This is a genomic window from Mesorhizobium sp. WSM4306 (assembly GCF_007003975.1).
In the GTDB taxonomy this organism is placed as follows: domain Bacteria; phylum Pseudomonadota; class Alphaproteobacteria; order Rhizobiales; family Rhizobiaceae; genus Mesorhizobium.
In genome coordinates this window covers 514,662-532,055 of record NZ_VFTC01000001.1, presented here as the reverse complement: position 1 = coordinate 532,055, position 17,394 = coordinate 514,662, and the positions used below count along the sequence as shown (strand labels likewise).

Here is a 17,394-nt window from a genome sequence, read left to right as displayed (position 1 = left end):
GAGCGTGAGCTTCGACCTGCCGCGCAACGTCATCCTGCCGGTCGACGAGATCGACGTGCGGCTCGATCCCGGCCCGCATCCGTTCGAGCGCGACAATGCACGGGCCATCACTGAGAACTGGCGGCTCGAGACCGAAGCCAAACCGGCGCTATTCGATGGCACCGTGGTGCTTTTGTCAGCGCTCGCCTGGCGCGACAACCGTCTCGCCGGGCGCTGCCATGCGGTGAAATACTCGACCTTCATGCTGTGGCGAAAGAACCGGCAGGGAACCGGCGCCGAGCATGCCTACGGCCACGCCATGCTGGTCGCCGGCGACAACGCGCTGGTGGCGATCCGCATGGGCTCGCACACGGTCATGGCCGGGCGCGTCTATTTCGCCGCCGGCTCGTTCGAGCCGATCGATTTTCGCGACGGCCGCGTCGATGTCGATTTCAACATGATCCGCGAAGTGCGCGAGGAGACCGGGCTTGATCTGACAGGTGCTGCGCGCGGCAGGCGCTACCATGCGCTGTCGACTTCGACCGGCACGGTGCTGTTCCGCCGCTATCATGTCGACGAGCCGGCCGATGAGATTGCCCGGCGCATCAATGCCTTCGTTGCGACCGAGACCGAGCCTGAGATCGAGGGACCGGTGATCATCCGCCATGCCACCGATCTGCCGGAGGGGCTGGCGCCGCATATGAAGCCGCTAGTCGAGTGGCATTTTGCCCGCAGCGGCGAGGATCCCTGATCAGGGAAAGAGTGGCGGCAGCGTTTCCCGCGCAGTGCCTTCCCGAGGTGCGGAACTCGCTTCCGGTTGCGGCCGGGTCGGGGCGCCGTCGTCCTTGTAGTAGTAGCTGTAGCCGTTGATCGCCGGCGCGCCGCCGAGATGGGCGTAGAGAATTTTCGACCCCTCGGGAAAGAAGCCTTTGCGGGTAAGATCGATCAGGCCCTGCATCGACTTTCCCTCATAGACCGGATCGGTGATCATCGCCTCGGTGCGGGCTGCTAGCCGGATCGCGTCGTTGGTCTCACCAGAGGGAACGCCATAGGCCGGATAGGCATAGTCGGGGTTGATGACGATTTCGTCGTCGCGCACGGCGCGGCCGAGCCCGACAAGGGTGGCGGTGTCGTCGACGATGCGGCGAACCTGCGCGCGCGTCTGATCGAGCGTTCCGGAGGCGTCGATGCCGATCACGCGGTCGGCGCGACCTTGCGCGGCAAAGCCGACGATCATGCCGGCCTGCGTCGAGCCGGTCACCACGCACACGATGATGTAGTCGAATTTGAATCCGAGCTCGGCTTCCTGGCGCGCCACCTCTTCGGCGAAGCCGACATAGCCGAGCCCGCCGTACTTGTGCACCGAGGCGCCGGCCGGAATCGGATAGGGCTTGCCGCCGGCATCCTTCACCGACTGGATGGCGTCCTCCCAGCTCTTGCGGATGCCGATGTCGAAACCGTCATCGACAAGCCGGCTGTCGGCACCCATCAGCCGCGTCAGCAGGATGTTGCCGACCCGGTCGTAGACGGCGTCGTAGTGCGGCACCCATTTTTCCTGGATCACCACGCACTTCATGCCGATCTTGGCGGCCGTCGCGGCGACCATGCGCGTGTGGTTCGACTGGACGCCGCCGATCGACACCAGCGTGTCGGCGCCCGAGGCTATGGCATCAGGCACGATGTATTCGAGCTTGCGCAATTTGTTGCCGCCCATGGCGAGCCCGGAATTGCAATCGTCGCGCTTGGCGTAGATCTGTACTTTCCCGCCCAGCGCCGCGCTCAGCCGCGGCAGATGCTCGATCGGCGTTGCGCCGAAGGTCAGGGGATAGCGTTCGAATTTTGCCAGAAGTGACACCGATCAGTCTCCGCCAGGGGTCGGTTTCGATAGGCGGAGGATAGGCGATCTCATGCGAAAGGTGCTCTCAAACTTGCGCCGAGGATTTTTACATGCTTCACAGATAGGCGACGTGATTGGCCAGATCGTCCATAAAGTTTATTAAAATGGAAGAATCTTCCGCGCAGGTCCTTGACCGCATCGACGTGAAAATCCTGCGCGCCCTTCAGGCCGAGGGACGGCTGACCAATGCGGAGCTGGCGGCCCGCGTCAATGTCAGCGCCGCGACCTGCCATCGGCGCACGCAACGCCTGTTCGAAGAGGGATACATCACCGGGGTGAGGGCGGAGATCGCGCCGGTTGCGGTCGGTCTCGGCGCGCTGGTCATGGTCGGCGTCGTGCTCGACCGCTCGACACCGGAAAGCTTCGCTGCCTTCGAAGAGGCCGTGCTCGAGCTCAAGGAGGTGCTGGACTGCAATCTCGTCGCCGGCGACTTCGACTATCTCCTGAAGATAAGGGTCCGCGACATGGCGGATTTCAACAAGCTGCACGGACAGAAGCTGATCGCGCTGCCGGGCGTTCGGCAAACCCGAACCTTCTTCGTCATGAAGGAGGTCAAGGAGAATGCAAGGCTGCCGTTTTGACTCAGCGCTTCGCCTTTTCCTGCGCCGCCTTGCGGTCGTTGCGGGCGGCGGCGACAAACAAGACAAGGCCGAGCCCAAGCAACCCACCCATCGCCGTGCCCATCGTCTGGCCGACGACACCCTGGAAATCGGCTGTGACGCGATCAGGATTGGCCGCGCCGTAGCTGGCGAGATACCACCATATGCCGGCAAGGGCGCCTTCGATGATCACCATTGCAAGGATCAATCGCGCTTTCTTGCTCATTGCCCATTCCTCGACCAGAGATGCATTGCCCTAGCATCGCAGATCGGACGATGACAGCGTTGCCAGCGTCGGCAAGCACCCAAGTTGTGGATAGCAATTATTCGTGCCGCAGTGCGTCGATCGGGTCGAGCCTGGCGCCGCGCAGCGCCGGGAAGAAGCCGAACACCATGCCGATCAGGGCGGAAAAGCCTACGGCAAGCAGGATGACGGCCAGGCTCGGCGCGAACGGTATGGTCAGCGTCGCCGAGGCGAGGCCGGCCAATGCGAGACCGATCAGGATGCCGATGATGCCGCCGAGCAGCGACAGCACCGTCGCCTCGACCAGGAACTGGATGAGGATGTGCTTTTCATGCGCGCCGATGGCGAGCCGGATGCCGATCTCGCGCGTGCGTTCGGTGACCGACACCAGCATGATGTTCATGATGCCGATGCCGCCGACCAGAAGGCTGACGCCGGCGACGGCGCCGAGCATGCCGGTCATGGTGGTGGTGGCGCTGGCCATGGCGTCGGCGATCTGGGTCATGTCGCGGATCGAGAAATCGTCTTCGCGGTCGGGCGTGATGCGGCGGGTGTCGCGCAGAATGTCCTCGACGCGCGGCTGCAATTCGGTGGTCGGCGTGCGGTTGTCGGCGGCGACATAAATGTTGTCGATGTCGCGGTTGCCGGCGATACGGCGCTGGTAGGCGGCAAGCGGCATCAAGACGACATTGTCCTGGTCCTGGCCAAAGCCGGTATAGCCTTTGGGTTCGAGCAGGCCGATGATCTCGCACGAGGTGCGGTTGACGCGGATGATCTCGCCTTCAGGCTCGCCGGCGCCGAAGAATTGCTGGCGCACGGTCTCGCCGATCAGGCAGACGCCAGTGCCAGAGCGTGTTTCGGAATCGCTGAACGGCCGGCCTGAAACGAGCTTCCAGTCGCGGGCGTCGAGATAGGCGCTGTCGGTGCCGGTGACGCCCGACGTCAGGCTCTCGGTGCCGAAGATGACGCGCACCTGCTTTTGCGAGGCCGGCGAAATGGCGCGTGCCCCGGTCAGATGCGCGACGAGGGCGGCAACATCCTTGTCGGCCAGCGGCCGCATCGCCTGGTCGAGCCCTCCCGGTCCGCCGGTGCCTGCCGGGCGGCCAGAGCGGACGACGAGCAGGTTGGAGCCGAGCTTGGCAATGTCGGACTTGACCTTGGCCGTGGTGCCCGAGCCGATGGTCAGCATGGCGATGACGGCGGCGACGCCGATGACGATGCCGAGCAGCGTCAGGAACGAGCGCAGCACGTTGCGGCGGATGGAGCGCAGCGACAGGCGGACGGTTTCCCAGATCATGGTCAGGCCACTTCCAGTTTCGAGGAATCGGAAGCGACGTGGCCGTCGAGGAAGCGGATGGTGCGCTCGGCATATTCGGCGACGTCGGCCTCGTGGGTGACCATGGCGATGGTAAGGCCAAGCTCGCGGTTCAGCCGCGTCAACAGCTCCATGATCTCGTGTGTGCGGGCGGTGTCGAGATTGCCGGTCGGCTCGTCGGCGACGAGCAGCGTCGGCCTGGTGACGATGGCGCGCGCGATCGCCACACGCTGCTGCTGGCCGCCGGAGAGCTCGGCTGGCGTATGGTGCTCGCGCCCGACAAGCCCGACCTCGGCCAGCGCCTGCATGGCAAGCTCGCGGCGCTCGCGGGCTGGGGCGCCGCGATAGATCAGCGGCAGCTCGACATTTTCCGCCGCCGTGGTGCGGGGCAACAGATTGTAGCCCTGGAAGACGAAGCCGATATAGAGATTGCGCAGAAGCGCGCGGCGGTTGCGGTCGAGCCGGCCCGCATCGATGCCCATGAAGGAATAGGTGCCGGCGGTCGGCGTGTCGAGGCAGCCGATGATGTTCATCGCCGTCGATTTGCCCGAGCCCGACGGACCCATGATGGCGACGAATTCGCCGCGCTTAATAGTGAGGTCGACGCCGGCCAGCGCATGCACCTTGGCTTCGCCCTGGCCATAGCTTTTCCAGACCGCGTCGAAACCGATGAGGGTCGCGGCCACGGCGTCAGCTCCGCAGGTGCGAGGCGGTGATCACCTGAGCGCCTTCGTCGAGGCCGGAGGTGATCTCGGTCAGCTCGCCGTCGGTGGAGCCGACCTTGACGTTGACGGGATGCGGCCGGCCGTTCTCCAGCACATAGAGCGTGCGTGAGCCATCGGTGGGCGCCGCCACCTGCTGGCGGCGGTTGCCGCCGGGACGGCCCATGCGGCCCGTAAACAGGTCGCTCAGGCTCCAGCCGCGAGCGGCCTGCTGCGCCGGCCGGTAGCGGAAAGCGGTGGACGGCACGGTGAGCACGCTCTTGGCCTGTTTGGTGACGACCGAAACGGTGGCGGTCATGCCGGGCCGCAGCAGCAGCTCGTTGTTGTTGACTTCCAACCGCGCATTGTAGGTGACGACGCCGTCGGTGGTGACCGAGGCGTAGGAGATGTCGCGGATTTCGGCGTCGAACGGCCGCTCGGGAAAGGCGTCGACGGTGAAGCGCGCATGCTGGCCGGGTCTGACCGCGCCGATATCGGCTTCATCGACTGCCGCCACCAGCTCCATGTTCCTCAAATCGGCGGCGATGATGAACAGCACCGGCGCCTGCAGCGAGGAGGCGACCGTCTGGCCGGGATCGACCGAACGCGTCAGCACGATGCCGTCGATCGGGGCGTAGATCGTGCTCTTGGCAAGGTCGGTCTGCTGCGCCTTGAGGTCGGCCTGGGCGATGGCGAGATTTGCCTGAGCACTGTCGAGCGCCGCCTTGGAGCGGTCGCGCGTGGCGGTTGCGGCCTCAAGCGACTGATCGGTCGCCATGCCGCGTTTGGTAAGCTCGGCGGCGCGCACCAGCGCCTTCTCGTTCTCGGCCAGCGTGACCGTGGCGTCCTCGACATTGGCGGCGGCAGCCTTGGCCGAAGCCCCGGCGCGTTCGATCTGGACCTCTAGTTTCACCGTGTCGAGCGTCGCCAGCACGTCGCCCTTCTTGACCTGCTGGTTCTCCTCGGCCGAGACGGAGCGTATGATGCCGGACAGTTCGCTTGAAATGTCGACCTGGGTGAGGGGCTGCAGCGTGCCGGTTGCCGACACTGCGACGGTGAGATCGGCAATCGTGGCCGGCGTGGTGGTGTAGTCGATCTTGGCGGGAGAGCCGGCATACCATTGGTAGCCGACGAGACCACCGGCAAGGGCGATCAGCGCCAGCAGCGCGTAAAGCCAGAAGCGGCGGCGCTTCTTGCGCACGCCGTTGCGGTCAAGTCCGAGCGCCGCTTCGATGGCGGAATCCGATTCCGTCTTTGGCAGATTGACAAGCTGGTCCACGCCGGACCCCTATGAAGCGTAATGTCCCTATACGTGCACAGATCAGGCTTGGTGGTTCGAATATCAAATTAAATTTCGGCCATGTTCGGATTGAGGCGGAAGGTTTTCCAAGATGCAGACGCGCAATTACTTGCTTTATGATGTGTTTACGACCGAACGGCTGGCCGGCAATCCGCTGGCTGTCGTGCTGGACAGCAAGGGGCTGGATACGGCAGCCATGCAGGCGATTGCGCGCGAGTTCAACCTGTCGGAATCGGTCTTCGTGCTGCCGCCGGACAATCCCAAGCACCGCAACCGCATTCGTATTTTCACGCCCGACTATGAAATGCCGTTTGCCGGCCACCCGACCGTCGGCGCGGCGATTGCGCTCGCCGAACTGGCAGGCGAGGGCGACGCCGGCCTCTTTGTGCTGGAGGAGAACATCGGCCCGGTTCGCTGCGCCGTCAGCAAGCACGACGGCGCGACCTTTGCCGAGTTCGATCTGGCGAAGCTGCCGGAACCGTTGAAGCTCGAAGCCGATCCGCAAGCGATTGGTGCGGCCCTTGGCCTCGCGCCGCATGAGATCGGCTTCGAGAATCACCTGGTGTCGTTCTGGTCCGCCGGCGTGCCTTACGTCACCATTCCGGTCGCCAATCTGGAGGCGGCAGCCCGCATCAAGCTCGATAACCAGGCCTGGTCGGAACTGGCGCCGCGCAAGAGCGAATGGGCCTTCGCCAGTCCGTATGTCTATTGCCGCCAGACGGTAAGCCATGACAGCGCCTTCCACGTCCGCATGATCGTGCCGGGCACGCCATCATATGAGGATCCAGCGACCGGTTCGGCCGCGGCGGCCTTTGCCGGCGCAATCATGCATTTCGACGCCCCCACCGACGGCATTTCGCAGCTGTGGATCGAGCAGGGGCTGGAGATGGGCCGACCGTCGCGCATCCGCCTCGAACTCACTGTCGAAGGCGGAAAATTGGCCTCCGCCCGCATCGGCGGCCATGCCGTGAAGGTGGCGGAAGGCAGACTGTTCGTCTGACCGCCTGCGGCAGTTCAGCTATTTGTCGGGAAATGATTCCGGCAGGGCTGGACAGGACCGGTATCGGCGGCTATATGCCCGCCGACGCCGGTTTTACCGGTCGAGTGGGTGCGTAGCTCAGTTGGTAGAGCAGCTGACTCTTAATCAGCGGGTCCACAGTTCAATCCTGTGCGCACCCACCAAATTTTTCGAGAAAATTGGTGGCAGACCTTGGAATCAGAGACGCGTTAACGCGTCTTTGCCATGCGTCGATGGTGGCACGAGCGCGCACTCAAGTTTTGCCCCGGCGCAACCAATTTTTTGGTGGGTCGATGGGGAACAGCGAAACCATGGTGGGTTGGACGGCAGGCGCCGGACTTGACTATGCAGTGACCGACAATTTGATTGCGCGCGTCGAATATCGCTGTTCCGACTATGGCCGCAAATCGCAACCTGCGCCGTTCAACTTCCCGACAGAACAAGTCAGGCTTGGTCTGACCACCAATGACGTTCGCGTTGGATTCAGCTACAATCTGATTTCGAACTGCACCAGACCCTCCAATTAGGCTTTAAAGGCTCGGCGGCCGGTAAGGCCGGTGCGCTATTTGGCCCGGAAGGCAAGCTGACGAAGGAGGGAAGGCCGCGCTGGATAAAGAAAGGCCCGGAAGCCGAAGCCGCCATCAATTAAAGCCAGTTTGAAACCACGGACTGGTCTCATACCCTAAGCGCGGATTATAATGATCCAGGAAGTTTGCGGCCCTATTTGACGGTTGCGCAACAACGGTGCCTGTCGATTTGCAATCCGGTTTCGGGGTCGGCTTGCTGCCAGCCTTCTTATGAGCTGTGGAACACGAGGTTGCCTGAGCGGTGGCCACCTTTTTCTTCTCTTTCGCAACAGCTGCTCCAGTGGCAGCCAATACCATTGCTACGCCAAAGACAACGAGTTTCATTGGAACGCCCTCACCCTGCACAATCCGTAATGATTGCGCCTAGTTAACGTCACGTCAATCCACATTTTGTCGGCAACGACGGCGAATAGTGCCAGTAAAAAAGAGCCCACCGCAGAAGCAGGGGGCCAATGTTCCCCCTAGGTGGTGAATCTTTCAGCGGCCGTGCCGCTCGAGCCACCAGTGCCAGCGACCGGCCCGACGATCATCAGTGAAGGTTCGGGCCGGCGCGCTCCCGTCAAATCGCCCTAGCTACTTCTCCGATACACCGGCCTCAGCAAAACTCGCCATCCTGGCGTGACACTCCAGCGCCGAGCGGACGATGTTGACGGCGAGGCAGGCGCCGGAGCCTTCGCCGAGCCGCATGCCGAGATCGAGCAGGGGCGGCAGGCCGAGCGCTTCGAGCAGGCGGCGGTGGCCGGATTCGGCCGAGACATGGGCGGCGATGGTGTGGGCGAGGCCGCTTGGGTGCAGCCGCGCCAAGGGTGCCGCGGCGGCCGTGCAGACGAAGCCGTCGAGCAGCACCGGGACATTGTTGCGACGCGCAGAAAGCGTGGCGCCGAAGATGGCGGCGAGTTCGCGTCCGCCGAGGGCGGCGGCGATCTTCAGCGGGTCGGACAGCGCATCGGTATGGCGCTTGAGGCCGGCTTCGATGGCCGTGACCTTGCGCTTCAGCCCGGCATCGTCGACGCCGGTGCCGCGCCCGGTCCATTTTTCCGCTCCGCCGCCGAACAGGGCGGTCGAGATGGCGGCCGCCGGCGTGGTGTTGCCGATGCCCATTTCGCCGAAGCAGACGAGGTCGATATCGCCAGTCACAGCATCGTAGCCGGCAGAGACGGCGGCAAGGAATGCCTTTTCGTCCATCGCCGGCGTTTGTGTGAAGTCACCAGTCGGGTGGTCGAGGTCGAGCGGGATGACGTCGAGTTCGGCACCGGCGATGCGAGCCAGCTGGTTGATCGCGGCGCCGCCGCCTGCGAAATTCGCCACCATCTGTACGGTCACTTCCGAGGGGAAGGCCGACACGCCCTGCGCGGTCACACCATGATTGCCCGCAAAGACGAAGACTTTTACGCGGTCGAGCTTCGGCATGTCGCGGCCCTGCCAGCGCGCCAGCCACGCGGCGATGGTCTCCAGCCGGCCAAGGCTGCCTTGCGGCTTGGTCAGCGTGTCCTGACGGAGGGCGACGGCATTGGCGGCCGCATCGCTGCCGGTGGGCAGGTCGAGGCAAGCGGCGCGCAGTTCATCGAATGATTTGAAGGGCATGGGGACAGGATCTCCGGAAGTGATTCAGGTGAGGGAAACGGAAGCGACGAGCAGGACAGTGATCTCGCCGAGTTGCTGCAGGGCGCCGATCGTGTCACCGGTCTGGCCGCCGATCTGGTTGAGGCAGAGCGCGCGAAACGCGCTGAACACAAGCGCCAGCAGGATGAGCGCCGCAAAAGCGCCGCCAAGTCCCAGCGCCAGAAGTGCTGCTGCGCCGAGCACTGCGCCGAGAATGGCGGTTTCAATCGAGACCGTGCCGGCGCCGGCCGCCAGACCATCGCTGCGTGCAGGCGGCGCCAGATGCATGAAGGCGCCGAGCAGGCCGCGAGAGGCGGCATGGGCGGCAATGAGGGCGAAGAGGACGCTTGTCGGATTGGCGAGTTGCGAAAGCGCGCTCCAGCGGATCAGCAGCGACAGGCTAAGGCATGCGGCGCCGTAAGCGCCGATGCGGCTGTCGCGCATGATCTCCAGTTTTCGCTCTCGCGTCTTGCCGCCACCGAAACCGTCGGCGACGTCAGACAGACCATCTTCGTGCAGGCAGCCGGTGACGAGCAGGGTCGCGGCAACGGTAAGGGCTGCCGCCGGGCCGCCGGCAAGCCCGAGCCTTGTGCCCGCGGCGTAGACGACGGTGCCAATCAGCGCGATGGCAAAGCCGGCGACGGGCGCTGCCCAGATCGCATCGGCAAGGCTGCGGCCGCGAAAGTCGAAGACCGGTAGTGGCAGCCGGGTGAAGAAGACGAGGCTAAGCGCGATGTCGTCAAGCGCTTGCCGGGGCGAGGGAACGGCGGTCATGCACCCCTCGCAATGGCATGGAAGAAGGTGCCGCTGACAAGGCCGCGCCGGTAGCCGGAGGCGCCGAGCGGATTGCCCTGGCCGTCGGCAAGATCTGCCAGCGGCTCGTCATTGCCGGTCGCAATCATCTGCGCATAGTGGAATTCGTGGCCGCGGATCACGGCACCTTGCGCGCCCAGCGGACAGGCGGCGCGCAGCCTCGCTTCGCGGTAGCCGAGGTTCATCTTGCGCTTGGCGAAGCTGGTGGAATGGCCGAGCAGGCCGAGCATGGCATGCGTCTCGCCGGCCGCATCCTCCAGTGCTTCGCCCAGCACCATGAAGCCGCCGCACTCGCCATGGATGAGCTTTGTCTCGGCGAAACGGGCCATGCCCGCGCGGAAATTCATTGCCGCCGCAAGACGGCCGGCGTGAAGCTCGGGATAGCCGCCAGGCAGCCAGCAGACATCGCAATCGGCAGGCGGTGCTTCGTCGGCGAGCGGCGAGAACGTCACGATCTCCGCACCGGCCTTGCGCCAATAGGCGGCGACATGCGGATAGAGGAAGGTGAAGGCTGCGTCTTCCGCCAGCGCGATGCGCTGGCCGGGCGGCGGCAAGGCATTTTCGAAACTGCCCGGCGCCGGCGAAAAGGGTGCTGCCAGCGCCATGATGGCGTCGAGGTCGAGGGATTTCTCGACCATATCTGCCAAGCGGTCGAGATGCGCCATCAGGTCGGCATATTCGCCGGCCTGGACGAGGCCGAGATGGCGCTCCGGCAGATTGAGTGATGGATCGCGCAAGATGCTGCCGACGACCGGCAGGCCGAGCGCTTCGATAGCCTCGCTGCACAGCTTGCGGTGGCGTTCGCTGCCGAGACGGTTGAGCACGACGCCGGCCATGCGCACGTCTGGGTCATAGGTGGCAAAGCCCTTGGCGACGGCGGCCGCCGTCGTAGACTGTCCCGAGACATCGAGCACCAAAAGCACCGGCAGGTGGTAGAGCCGGGCCAGATCGGCGGCCGAACCGGTGCGGCCTTGCCCGGCAGGGATGCCGTCGAACAGGCCCATGGCGCTTTCCAGGAAGATGAAGTCGGCATCCTCGGTGGCGTTGCCGGCCAGCTCATTGAGCAGGTCGGGCGACATCGCCCAGCTGTCGAGATTGACGCCGGAGAGGCCGGTCGCTGCTGTGTGAAAGCCGGGATCGATATAGTCGGGACCGGATTTGGCGCCGCGCACTTTCAGACCGCGCCGGGCAAGCGCGCGCAAAATGCCGATGGTGACGCTGGTCTTGCCGGAGCCCGAGCGCGGCGCGCCGATGATGATGGCGCGGGTCATTGCTCACCCGCCAATGCCGCGCGCATGGCGACAATGCCGCCGACGACAATGAGCGCCGGTGAGGCGAGCCCGGCAGCCGCCGCCGCCTCGGCAATGGTGGCGAGCGTGGCGACGACGGTTCGCTCCTGCGGTGTCGTCGCCGAAACGATGACCGCCGCCGGCGTCGAAGGCGGCAGCCCGCCTTCGAGCAGGGAGGCGGCGATGATGGGCAGATTGGCCATGCCCATATAGATGACCACCGGCTGACCGGTGCGGGCGATCGCTGCCCAGTCGAGATCGTCATCGGTGCCGGCGGCGTGGCCGGTGGCCAGGATCACCGCCTTGTTGATGCCGCGCATGGTGGCGGGAATGCTGGTGGCGGCCAGCGCGCTGAGGCCCGATGTCAGGCCGGGCAGGACGCGGAAGGCTATGCCTTCCCGCGCGAGCGCCAACGCTTCTTCGCCGCCGCGGCCGAAAATATAGGGATCGCCGCCTTTCAGCCTGACGACACGGCGGCCGTCGCGCGCCAGCCGCACCAGCAGAGCGGTGATGTCGTCCTGCTTCATGGACGGCTTGCCGCCGCGTTTTCCCGCGAAGAACAGCTCGGCATTTTCCGCAACGGCGACGACGTCGGGGGAAACCAGCGCGTCGTATACCAGCGCATCGGCCTCGGCCAAAGCCGCCAGCACTTCCAGCGTCAGGCAGCCGGGATCGCCGGGGCCGGCGCCGGCCAGCCAGACATGGCCGGGCTCAAGCGCACGCGGCTTGAAGTTCAGCCGCGCAAGCGCCTGTTCGAGCCTGGCGTTTTCGCTTTTGGTCTTGCCGCTCACAATCCGTCCCGTCCGCGAAAACGCCGCTGATAATGGGCGTCGTACAATGAACTCTCGCCAAAGCCTTCCGCCGCGAGCGAAGAGCCGACGAAGATGATCGCCGTGCGCTCCATCGGATCGGCGGCGAGCAGTGCCTCGATCGTCGCCAGCGTGCCGGTCAGCACGCGCTCGTCCGGCCACGAGGCGCGAAAGACGATCGCCACCGGGCAATCGCCGCCATAGTGCGGCGTCAGTTCGGCGACGACGCGGTCGATGGCGTGGATGGCAAGATGAATGGCGAGCGTGGCGCCGGTGCGGCCGAAACCGGCCAGCGTTTCGCCCGGCGGCATTTTCGAGGCGCGGCCGGAGACGCGGGTCAGCACCAGACTTTGCGCCACTTCGGGAATGGTCAGTTCGCGGCGAAGGGCTGCGGCAGCGGCGGCGAAGGAGGGGACACCCGGCGTCAGCGTGTACGGGATGCCGTGCTTTTCCAGCCGGCGGATCTGTTCGGCAACCGCGCTCCACACCGACAGGTCGCCGGAATGCAGGCGGGCGACATCGTGGCCGGCCTGGTGGGCAGCCACATATTCAGCTTCGATCTCGTCGAGCGACATCGGTGCGGTGTCGATCAGTTTTGTCCCCGGCGCGCAGTGCTGCAGCAATTCGGGGGCGACGATCGAGCCGGCATGCAGGCAGACCGGGCAGCTTCCCAGGAGCTTCGCGCCGCGCAGTGTGATGAGGTCGGCGGCTCCCGGGCCGGCGCCGATGAAGTGCACGGTCATGGCGCGTCTCCGCTGATGGCGATGGCGCAGGTGACTGGGCCGAGTAGCGTGCGCGGGCCGAGTAGTTTTGCACCCGCGCCGGCAACGGCAAGGGCTGACGCTTCGGAGACTGATGGCGTGCCGGCGAGGTCTTGCGAAAGGCTGGAGATGCTTAGCGTCCCCGGCGATGTGGCCTGAAGCGCTGAGTCATCGACGATGATGACCGGAAGGTTAAGCGCGCGACCAGCGGCAGCGATCGCCTGTTCATCTTTCTTGAGCGTGGCGGTTGCCAGTGCCGAAATCGCCGTCATCGCCAGCCCGTGCGCTTCGAGCGCGGTTTCGATGGCCGCGAGCACGTCTTCGACGCTTACGCCCTTCCTGCTGCCGATGCCCGCGACCATCATGGCTTCACCCAGCTCCATTGGGTGACCGGCATGGCCGGTCGCCAGGCCTGCATCGAGCCGACCGGGGAAGCCCGGGAGATGGCGATGCGGGTGAGGTCGCCGCCGCGCTTGGTGTGCTCTGCGAGCAGCAACGTTTCCATCTCCAGCGTCACCGCATTGGCCACCAGACGGCCGCCAGATGGCAGTGCCTTGATGGCGGCATTGATCACGCCGGTGTCGCTGCCGCCGCCACCGATGAAGATCGCGTCCGGCGTGGCCAGCCCGGTCAGCGCCTTGGGTGCTTTGCCTTCGACCACGACAAGGCCTGGCACGCCGCAATGCGCGGCGTTGCGGGTGGTGCGGGCCGCGCGCTCGCTGTTGGCCTCGATGGCGATGGCGCGCATCGAAGGGTGGGCGAGCATCCATTCGATGCCGATGGAGCCGGAACCGGCGCCGATGTCCCACAGCAACTCGCCACGTCTTGGCGCCAGCGCCGCAAGCGTGATGGCGCGGATATCGTGCTTGGTGATCTGGCCGTCATGCTCGAACAGATGATCCGCGCGGCCGACGGTCAGCGGCAGGATGCGTGCCTCCGGTGTCGATTCAAGTTCGAGCGCCAGCACGTTGAGCGGATTGATATCTCCAAGATCGAAGGCATCGGCGCGGACTGTGCGCTGCTTCTCGTTTGGGCCGCCCAGCGCTTCCAGGACCGTCAGCCGCGAAGCGCCGAAATCGAGCTCGACGAGCAGGCGCGCGATTGTCGCCGGTGCATCGCCGTCCGATGTCAGCGCCAGGATGCGCGCCTTCGGCTGCAGCAATGGCCGGATCAGGTCGAGCGGCCTTCCATGCAGAGAGACGGTCTCGATGTCCTGCAAGGGCCAGCCAAGCCGCGCCGCCGCTAGCGAAATGGCCGAGGGTGCAGAGATGACATGCATCTGCTCAGGCTTCACCTTGCGGGCCAGGGTGGCGCCGACGCCGTGGAAGAACGGGTCGCCCGAGGCGAGCACGCAGACGCGCCGGCCGGCGAGCGCCAGCACGTCAGTCATGCCGGCATCGAATGGAACCGGCCAGGCGCGGCCTTCGCCTTTTGCCAGGGAGGCGACCAGCGCCAGATGCCGCTTGCCGCCGAAGATGAGTTCGGCCTCTGCGATCAGCCGCTTGGCCTCGTCGCCGAGACCCGCTAAACCGTCCTCGCCGATGCCGACGATGGTGAGCCATTTGGCGTCGCGCGGACCTTTAGCAGGCATGATGACCCACCGCATTCTGATCCTTGGCGGCACCAGCGAAGCCCGGCAACTGGCCGGAAAACTGGCAGCGCGCGCCGATCTGTCGCTCACTTTGTCGCTGGCCGGCCGCACCGAAAGCCCGGTCGCGCAAGGCGTGCCGGTGCGAACCGGCGGCTTTGGCGGCGTCGAGGGGCTGGCGGCCTATCTCAAGGAGACGGGCACTGAGCTGCTGATCGACGCCACACATCCCTATGCAGCGGGAATCTCCGCCAATGCCGCGCAAGCCGCGCAAATGACCGGTGTTCCGATCCTCGCGCTGCGCCGTCCCGGTTGGGCGCCTGTCGAAGGCGACCGCTGGACGTTGGTGGATGCGGTTGGCGATGCCGTGCAAGCGCTTGGACGGGCGCCGCGCCGGGTCTTCCTGGCGCTTGGCCGACAAGAGGTCGCGACTTTCGAGGCTGCGCCCCAGCACCACTATCTCATCCGCAGCGTCGATCCGGTCGAGCCAAAACTGGCGGTGCCGGACGCGACTTACCTGCTGGCGCGCGGGCCATTCCGCGAGGCGGATGAACGCGCGCTGCTCCTGGAGAATCGCATCGATGTCGTCGTGTCCAAAAACAGCGGCGGCGAGGCGACCTATGGCAAGATCGCTGCGGCGCGGGCGCTCGGCATCGAGGTGGTGATGGTGCGCAGGCCCGTCCTGCCGGGCGTGCCGTCGGCTGAAACCGTCGATGAGCTCGCCGCGCTGGTCGATCATGGTCTCGACCCTGTCGCGGAACGCGGCGTGTAGACCAGCGCCGGCTTGTCGCCGCGCTTGATGATCCTTGTTTCCGGCGAGCCGATGATGATGCAAGTCGCCATATCGGCCTTTTCTGCTTCGACATCGGCCAGCAGAAACACCTCGATGCGCTCGTCCGGGCGGCCGGCGGCGCGGCCGAAAATCACCGGCGTGGTGCCGGGCAGGATGGCGGTGAGGCACTCGAAGGCGCGGCCAAGCTGCCAGGGGCGTGCCTTGCTGATCGGATTGTAGAGCGCAATGACGAAGCCGGCGCCGGCCGCCGCCAAAAGGCGCAGCTCGATCAGATCCCACGGTTTAAGATTGTCCGACAGCGAGATGGCGCAGAAATCATGACCGAGCGGCGCGCCGATGCGGGCCGCGACCGCCAGCATGGCGGTGACGCCAGGCACGACGGCGACATCGACCGCGTGCCATTCGGCCGGGCCGGCCTCGATCGCCTCGCAGATGGCGGCCGCCATGGCGAAGACGCCGGGATCGCCGCCGGAGACGACGGCGACATCATGGCCCTCGGCCGCCTTGACCAGCGCGTCCTTGGAGCGGGCGAGTTCCTCGCGATTGTCGGAGGCGACGCGGGTCTGGTCAGGGCGCAAGTCGAGCCGGTCGAGGTAAGGCTTGTAGCCATAGAAGAATTTTGCTTCCGCCACGGCGCGGCTGGCTTGCGGCGTCACCTGATCGGCATTGCCGGGTCCGAGGCCAATAACGGTGAGACGGCCGCTCATGGCTTGGCTCCCATCCCCATAACGCCAGGCCGGCCGGACCAGCCGGCGACCAGTACGATGGCAAAGTAGGGCGCCTTGTCGTCCGGCTTGTCGGCGAGCCTCATCGAGACGCTGCCGGCCATGGTGCCGCGCTCGACATAGACGGCGCGGCCGAGCTTGCCGGTAGCCTCGAGCGCCCGCCTGATCTTGGGCAGATTGCGGCCAACCTTCATGATCACGGCGGCATCGGTGTCGGCCAGCCGGCGGCTCAATTCGAATTCGCTCATCGTGCCGGGCAAAACGGTCAGCACATCGTCGCCCTGGACGATCGGCACGCCGGTCTGCGACCAGCAGCCGGACATGGCCGTGACGCCGGGGATGACCTCGGTCGGGAAGCGATGGGCGAGGCGCACATGCAGATGCATGTAGGAGCCGTAAAACAGCGGGTCGCCTTCGGAGAGCACAGCCACCATCCGGCCGGCTTCGAGGTGTTCGGCGACTTGCTCGGCCGACTGCTCGTAGAAATCGGTGATCTGCGAGCGATAGTCGTCGTGATCCTTGTCGATCTCGGTGGTGACGGGGTAGAGCAGCGGCAGTTCCAGCATGTCCGGCCTAAAGCGCGCCTCCACGATGGCGCGGGCATTGCTGTTGTTGCCGCGCTTGGCGAAGTAGGCGACGACATCAGCTTCCGCCAGGACGCGCGCGGCTTTCAGCGTCAGCAGTTCGGGGTCGCCGGGACCGGTGCCGACGCCGACAAGGCGGCCTTGGGGAAGCGCGTTCACAGGCCGGGCCTCGCCAGCGAATTGAGGGCGGCAGCGGTCATGGCACTGCCGCCGAGACGGCCGCGCACGATGGCGTAGGGCACGCCATAAGAATTCTCGGCCAATGCGTCCTTGGATTCAGCCGCACCGACGAAGCCGACCGGCATGCCGATGATTGCCGCCGGTTTCGGTGCACCATCGCGCAGTTTTTCCAGCAGATAGAACAGCGCCGTCGGCGCGTTGCCGATGGCCACAACCGAACCGGCCATGCGTTCGCCCCACAGGTCGATCGCGGCGGCCGAGCGGGTGTTGCCGATGTCTTTGGCGATGTCGTGTGTGCGTGCGTCGCGCAAGGTGCAGATCACCTCGTTCCCGGCCGGCAGGCGTGCGCGGGTGACGCCATGCGAGACCATTTCGGCATCGCAGAAGATCGGCGCGCCGGCCGCCAAGGCGGTGCGGGCGGCCGCGACGAGGTCGGGCGAGAAAACAAAATGACTTGATGCTTCGACTTGGCCGCAGGCATGGATCATACGGACGGCGACATCGGCCTCGGCTTCGGAAAAGCGCGACAGATCGGCCTCGGCGCGGATGATGGCGAAGGAGCGCTCGTAGATCGCGTTGCCGTCATGGATGTAGTCGTAGGCGGCCATGC

20 protein-coding genes, 1 tRNA gene and 1 pseudogene are annotated in these 17,394 nt (G+C 65.4%); 6 read left to right on the top strand and 16 right to left on the bottom strand.

Annotated elements, in window-relative coordinates:
* The first annotated feature begins 4 nt into the window (after positions 1-4).
* Positions 5-730 (top strand): hypothetical protein, encoded by a 726-nt coding sequence (locus FJV77_RS02695; protein WP_142865296.1) that lies wholly within the window; start codon positions 5-7, stop codon positions 728-730.
* On the opposite strand, the gene FJV77_RS02690 is transcribed toward FJV77_RS02695, so the two are convergent.
* Positions 731-1,834, bottom strand: coding sequence for a 1-aminocyclopropane-1-carboxylate deaminase (locus FJV77_RS02690; RefSeq protein ID WP_246691116.1), 1,104 nt, complete (start codon positions 1,832-1,834; stop codon positions 731-733). It abuts the gene before it with no gap.
* A 146-nt stretch (positions 1,835-1,980) separates the two neighbouring features.
* Between FJV77_RS02690 and FJV77_RS02685 the strand changes: the two genes are divergently transcribed.
* Positions 1,981-2,457 (top strand): Lrp/AsnC ligand binding domain-containing protein, encoded by a 477-nt coding sequence (locus FJV77_RS02685; RefSeq protein ID WP_142865295.1) that lies wholly within the window; start codon positions 1,981-1,983, stop codon positions 2,455-2,457.
* Between the two features lies 1 nt (position 2,458).
* Here FJV77_RS02685 and FJV77_RS02680 read toward each other — a convergent pair whose 3' ends face one another.
* The 4 genes from FJV77_RS02680 to FJV77_RS02665 form a co-directional block, all read right to left on the bottom strand.
* Positions 2,459-2,701, bottom strand: a complete 243-nt coding sequence (locus tag FJV77_RS02680; RefSeq protein ID WP_142865294.1) for a hypothetical protein — start codon at positions 2,699-2,701, stop codon at positions 2,459-2,461.
* Positions 2,702-2,798: 97 nt separating this feature from the next.
* Complete coding sequence (locus FJV77_RS02675) at positions 2,799-4,016, bottom strand: ABC transporter permease (protein ID WP_142865293.1); 1,218 nt, start codon at positions 4,014-4,016, stop codon at positions 2,799-2,801.
* A 2-nt stretch (positions 4,017-4,018) separates the two neighbouring features.
* A complete protein-coding gene (locus FJV77_RS02670; RefSeq protein WP_142865292.1) occupies positions 4,019-4,720 on the bottom strand; it encodes an ABC transporter ATP-binding protein in 702 nt (233 codons plus the stop codon).
* 4 nt (positions 4,721-4,724) lie between these two features.
* Complete coding sequence (locus FJV77_RS02665) at positions 4,725-6,014, bottom strand: efflux RND transporter periplasmic adaptor subunit (protein WP_142865291.1); 1,290 nt, start codon at positions 6,012-6,014, stop codon at positions 4,725-4,727.
* Between the two features lie 112 nt (positions 6,015-6,126).
* On the opposite strand from FJV77_RS02665, the gene FJV77_RS02660 reads away from it, so the two are divergent.
* From FJV77_RS02660 to FJV77_RS02650, 3 genes and pseudogenes are all read left to right on the top strand, one after another.
* Positions 6,127-7,035: a PhzF family phenazine biosynthesis protein gene (locus tag FJV77_RS02660; RefSeq protein ID WP_142865290.1), complete on the top strand. Its 909-nt coding sequence runs from the start codon at positions 6,127-6,129 to the stop codon at positions 7,033-7,035.
* Between the two features lie 106 nt (positions 7,036-7,141).
* Positions 7,142-7,217: transfer RNA gene (locus FJV77_RS02655), tRNA-Lys, on the top strand.
* A 126-nt stretch (positions 7,218-7,343) separates the two neighbouring features.
* Positions 7,344-7,580: pseudogene (locus FJV77_RS02650) on the top strand (porin); the annotation flags it as partial.
* A gap of 114 nt (positions 7,581-7,694) precedes the next feature.
* Here FJV77_RS02650 and FJV77_RS02645 read toward each other — a convergent pair.
* The 8 genes from FJV77_RS02645 to cbiE all read right to left on the bottom strand — a co-directional run bounded on the left by FJV77_RS02645 (position 7,695) and on the right by cbiE (position 14,505).
* Positions 7,695-7,964, bottom strand: a complete 270-nt coding sequence (locus tag FJV77_RS02645; RefSeq protein WP_142865289.1) for a hypothetical protein — start codon at positions 7,962-7,964, stop codon at positions 7,695-7,697.
* A 249-nt stretch (positions 7,965-8,213) separates the two neighbouring features.
* Positions 8,214-9,224, bottom strand: coding sequence for a nicotinate-nucleotide--dimethylbenzimidazole phosphoribosyltransferase (gene cobT / locus FJV77_RS02640; RefSeq protein ID WP_142865288.1), 1,011 nt, complete (start codon positions 9,222-9,224; stop codon positions 8,214-8,216).
* A gap of 24 nt (positions 9,225-9,248) precedes the next feature.
* Complete coding sequence (gene cobS / locus FJV77_RS02635) at positions 9,249-10,016, bottom strand: adenosylcobinamide-GDP ribazoletransferase (RefSeq protein ID WP_142865287.1); 768 nt, start codon at positions 10,014-10,016, stop codon at positions 9,249-9,251.
* A complete protein-coding gene (locus FJV77_RS02630) occupies positions 10,013-11,326 on the bottom strand; it encodes a cobyrinate a,c-diamide synthase (protein WP_142865286.1) in 1,314 nt (437 codons plus the stop codon). Before FJV77_RS02630 ends, cobS begins: the two co-directional genes overlap by 4 nt.
* A complete protein-coding gene (gene cobA / locus FJV77_RS02625) occupies positions 11,323-12,135 on the bottom strand; it encodes a uroporphyrinogen-III C-methyltransferase (RefSeq protein ID WP_142865285.1) in 813 nt (270 codons plus the stop codon). Before cobA ends, FJV77_RS02630 begins: the two co-directional genes overlap by 4 nt.
* Positions 12,132-12,896 carry a precorrin-4 C(11)-methyltransferase gene (cobM, locus tag FJV77_RS02620; RefSeq protein ID WP_142865284.1) on the bottom strand — a complete coding sequence of 255 codons (765 nt, stop codon included), beginning with the start codon at positions 12,894-12,896 and terminating at the stop codon, positions 12,132-12,134. The genes cobA and cobM overlap by 4 nt, the downstream gene beginning before the upstream one ends.
* Positions 12,893-13,279, bottom strand: coding sequence for a cobalamin biosynthesis protein (locus tag FJV77_RS02615; RefSeq protein WP_142865283.1), 387 nt, complete (start codon positions 13,277-13,279; stop codon positions 12,893-12,895). The genes cobM and FJV77_RS02615 overlap by 4 nt, the downstream gene beginning before the upstream one ends.
* Positions 13,276-14,505: a precorrin-6y C5,15-methyltransferase (decarboxylating) subunit CbiE gene (gene cbiE / locus FJV77_RS02610; protein ID WP_142865282.1), complete on the bottom strand. Its 1,230-nt coding sequence runs from the start codon at positions 14,503-14,505 to the stop codon at positions 13,276-13,278. Before cbiE ends, FJV77_RS02615 begins: the two co-directional genes overlap by 4 nt.
* 1 nt (position 14,506) lies before the next feature.
* Here cbiE and FJV77_RS02605 point away from each other — a divergent pair, with 1 nt between their 5' ends.
* A complete protein-coding gene (locus tag FJV77_RS02605; protein ID WP_142865281.1) occupies positions 14,507-15,274 on the top strand; it encodes a cobalt-precorrin-6A reductase in 768 nt (255 codons plus the stop codon).
* Here the strand turns inward: FJV77_RS02605 and FJV77_RS02600 are convergent.
* From FJV77_RS02600 to FJV77_RS02590, 3 genes are read right to left on the bottom strand one after another with little or no spacing between them, the layout of a single operon-like run.
* Positions 15,238-16,002 (bottom strand): precorrin-3B C(17)-methyltransferase, encoded by a 765-nt coding sequence (locus FJV77_RS02600; RefSeq protein ID WP_142865280.1) that lies wholly within the window; start codon positions 16,000-16,002, stop codon positions 15,238-15,240. The two genes, FJV77_RS02605 and FJV77_RS02600, sit on opposite strands and share 37 nt — an antisense overlap.
* Entirely contained in the window at positions 15,999-16,763 is a 765-nt protein-coding gene (locus tag FJV77_RS02595) for a precorrin-2 C(20)-methyltransferase (protein WP_142865279.1), read from the bottom strand. The genes FJV77_RS02600 and FJV77_RS02595 overlap by 4 nt, the downstream gene beginning before the upstream one ends.
* On the bottom strand, positions 16,760-17,392 hold the full coding sequence (locus FJV77_RS02590; protein WP_142865278.1) for a precorrin-8X methylmutase: 633 nt from the start codon (positions 17,390-17,392) through the stop codon (positions 16,760-16,762). The genes FJV77_RS02595 and FJV77_RS02590 overlap by 4 nt, the downstream gene beginning before the upstream one ends.
* Positions 17,393-17,394 lie beyond the last annotated feature (2 nt).

Excerpts from the sequence above, each read along its gene's own strand:
- FJV77_RS02680 (WP_142865294.1), bottom strand. The coding sequence starts at position 2,701 with ATGAGCAAGAAAGCGCGATTGATCCTTGCAATGGTGATCATCGAAGGC.
- cobT (WP_142865288.1), bottom strand. The coding sequence starts at position 9,224 with ATGCCCTTCAAATCATTCGATGAACTGCGCGCCGCTTGCCTCGACCTG.
- cobS (WP_142865287.1), bottom strand. The coding sequence starts at position 10,016 with ATGACCGCCGTTCCCTCGCCCCGGCAAGCGCTTGACGACATCGCGCTT.
- FJV77_RS02590 (WP_142865278.1), bottom strand. The coding sequence starts at position 17,392 with ATGGCCGCCTACGACTACATCCATGACGGCAACGCGATCTACGAGCGC.
- FJV77_RS02630 (WP_142865286.1), bottom strand. The coding sequence starts at position 11,326 with ATGACCCGCGCCATCATCATCGGCGCGCCGCGCTCGGGCTCCGGCAAG.
- FJV77_RS02600 (WP_142865280.1), bottom strand. The coding sequence starts at position 16,002 with ATGAGCGGCCGTCTCACCGTTATTGGCCTCGGACCCGGCAATGCCGAT.
- FJV77_RS02685 (WP_142865295.1), top strand. The coding sequence starts at position 1,981 with ATGGAAGAATCTTCCGCGCAGGTCCTTGACCGCATCGACGTGAAAATC.
- FJV77_RS02615 (WP_142865283.1), bottom strand. The coding sequence starts at position 13,279 with ATGATGGTCGCGGGCATCGGCAGCAGGAAGGGCGTAAGCGTCGAAGAC.
- FJV77_RS02645 (WP_142865289.1), bottom strand. The coding sequence starts at position 7,964 with ATGAAACTCGTTGTCTTTGGCGTAGCAATGGTATTGGCTGCCACTGGA.
- FJV77_RS02660 (WP_142865290.1), top strand. The coding sequence starts at position 6,127 with ATGCAGACGCGCAATTACTTGCTTTATGATGTGTTTACGACCGAACGG.
- cobM (WP_142865284.1), bottom strand. The coding sequence starts at position 12,896 with ATGACCGTGCACTTCATCGGCGCCGGCCCGGGAGCCGCCGACCTCATC.
- FJV77_RS02675 (WP_142865293.1), bottom strand. The coding sequence starts at position 4,016 with ATGATCTGGGAAACCGTCCGCCTGTCGCTGCGCTCCATCCGCCGCAAC.
- cbiE (WP_142865282.1), bottom strand. The coding sequence starts at position 14,505 with ATGCCTGCTAAAGGTCCGCGCGACGCCAAATGGCTCACCATCGTCGGC.
- FJV77_RS02605 (WP_142865281.1), top strand. The coding sequence starts at position 14,507 with ATGACCCACCGCATTCTGATCCTTGGCGGCACCAGCGAAGCCCGGCAA.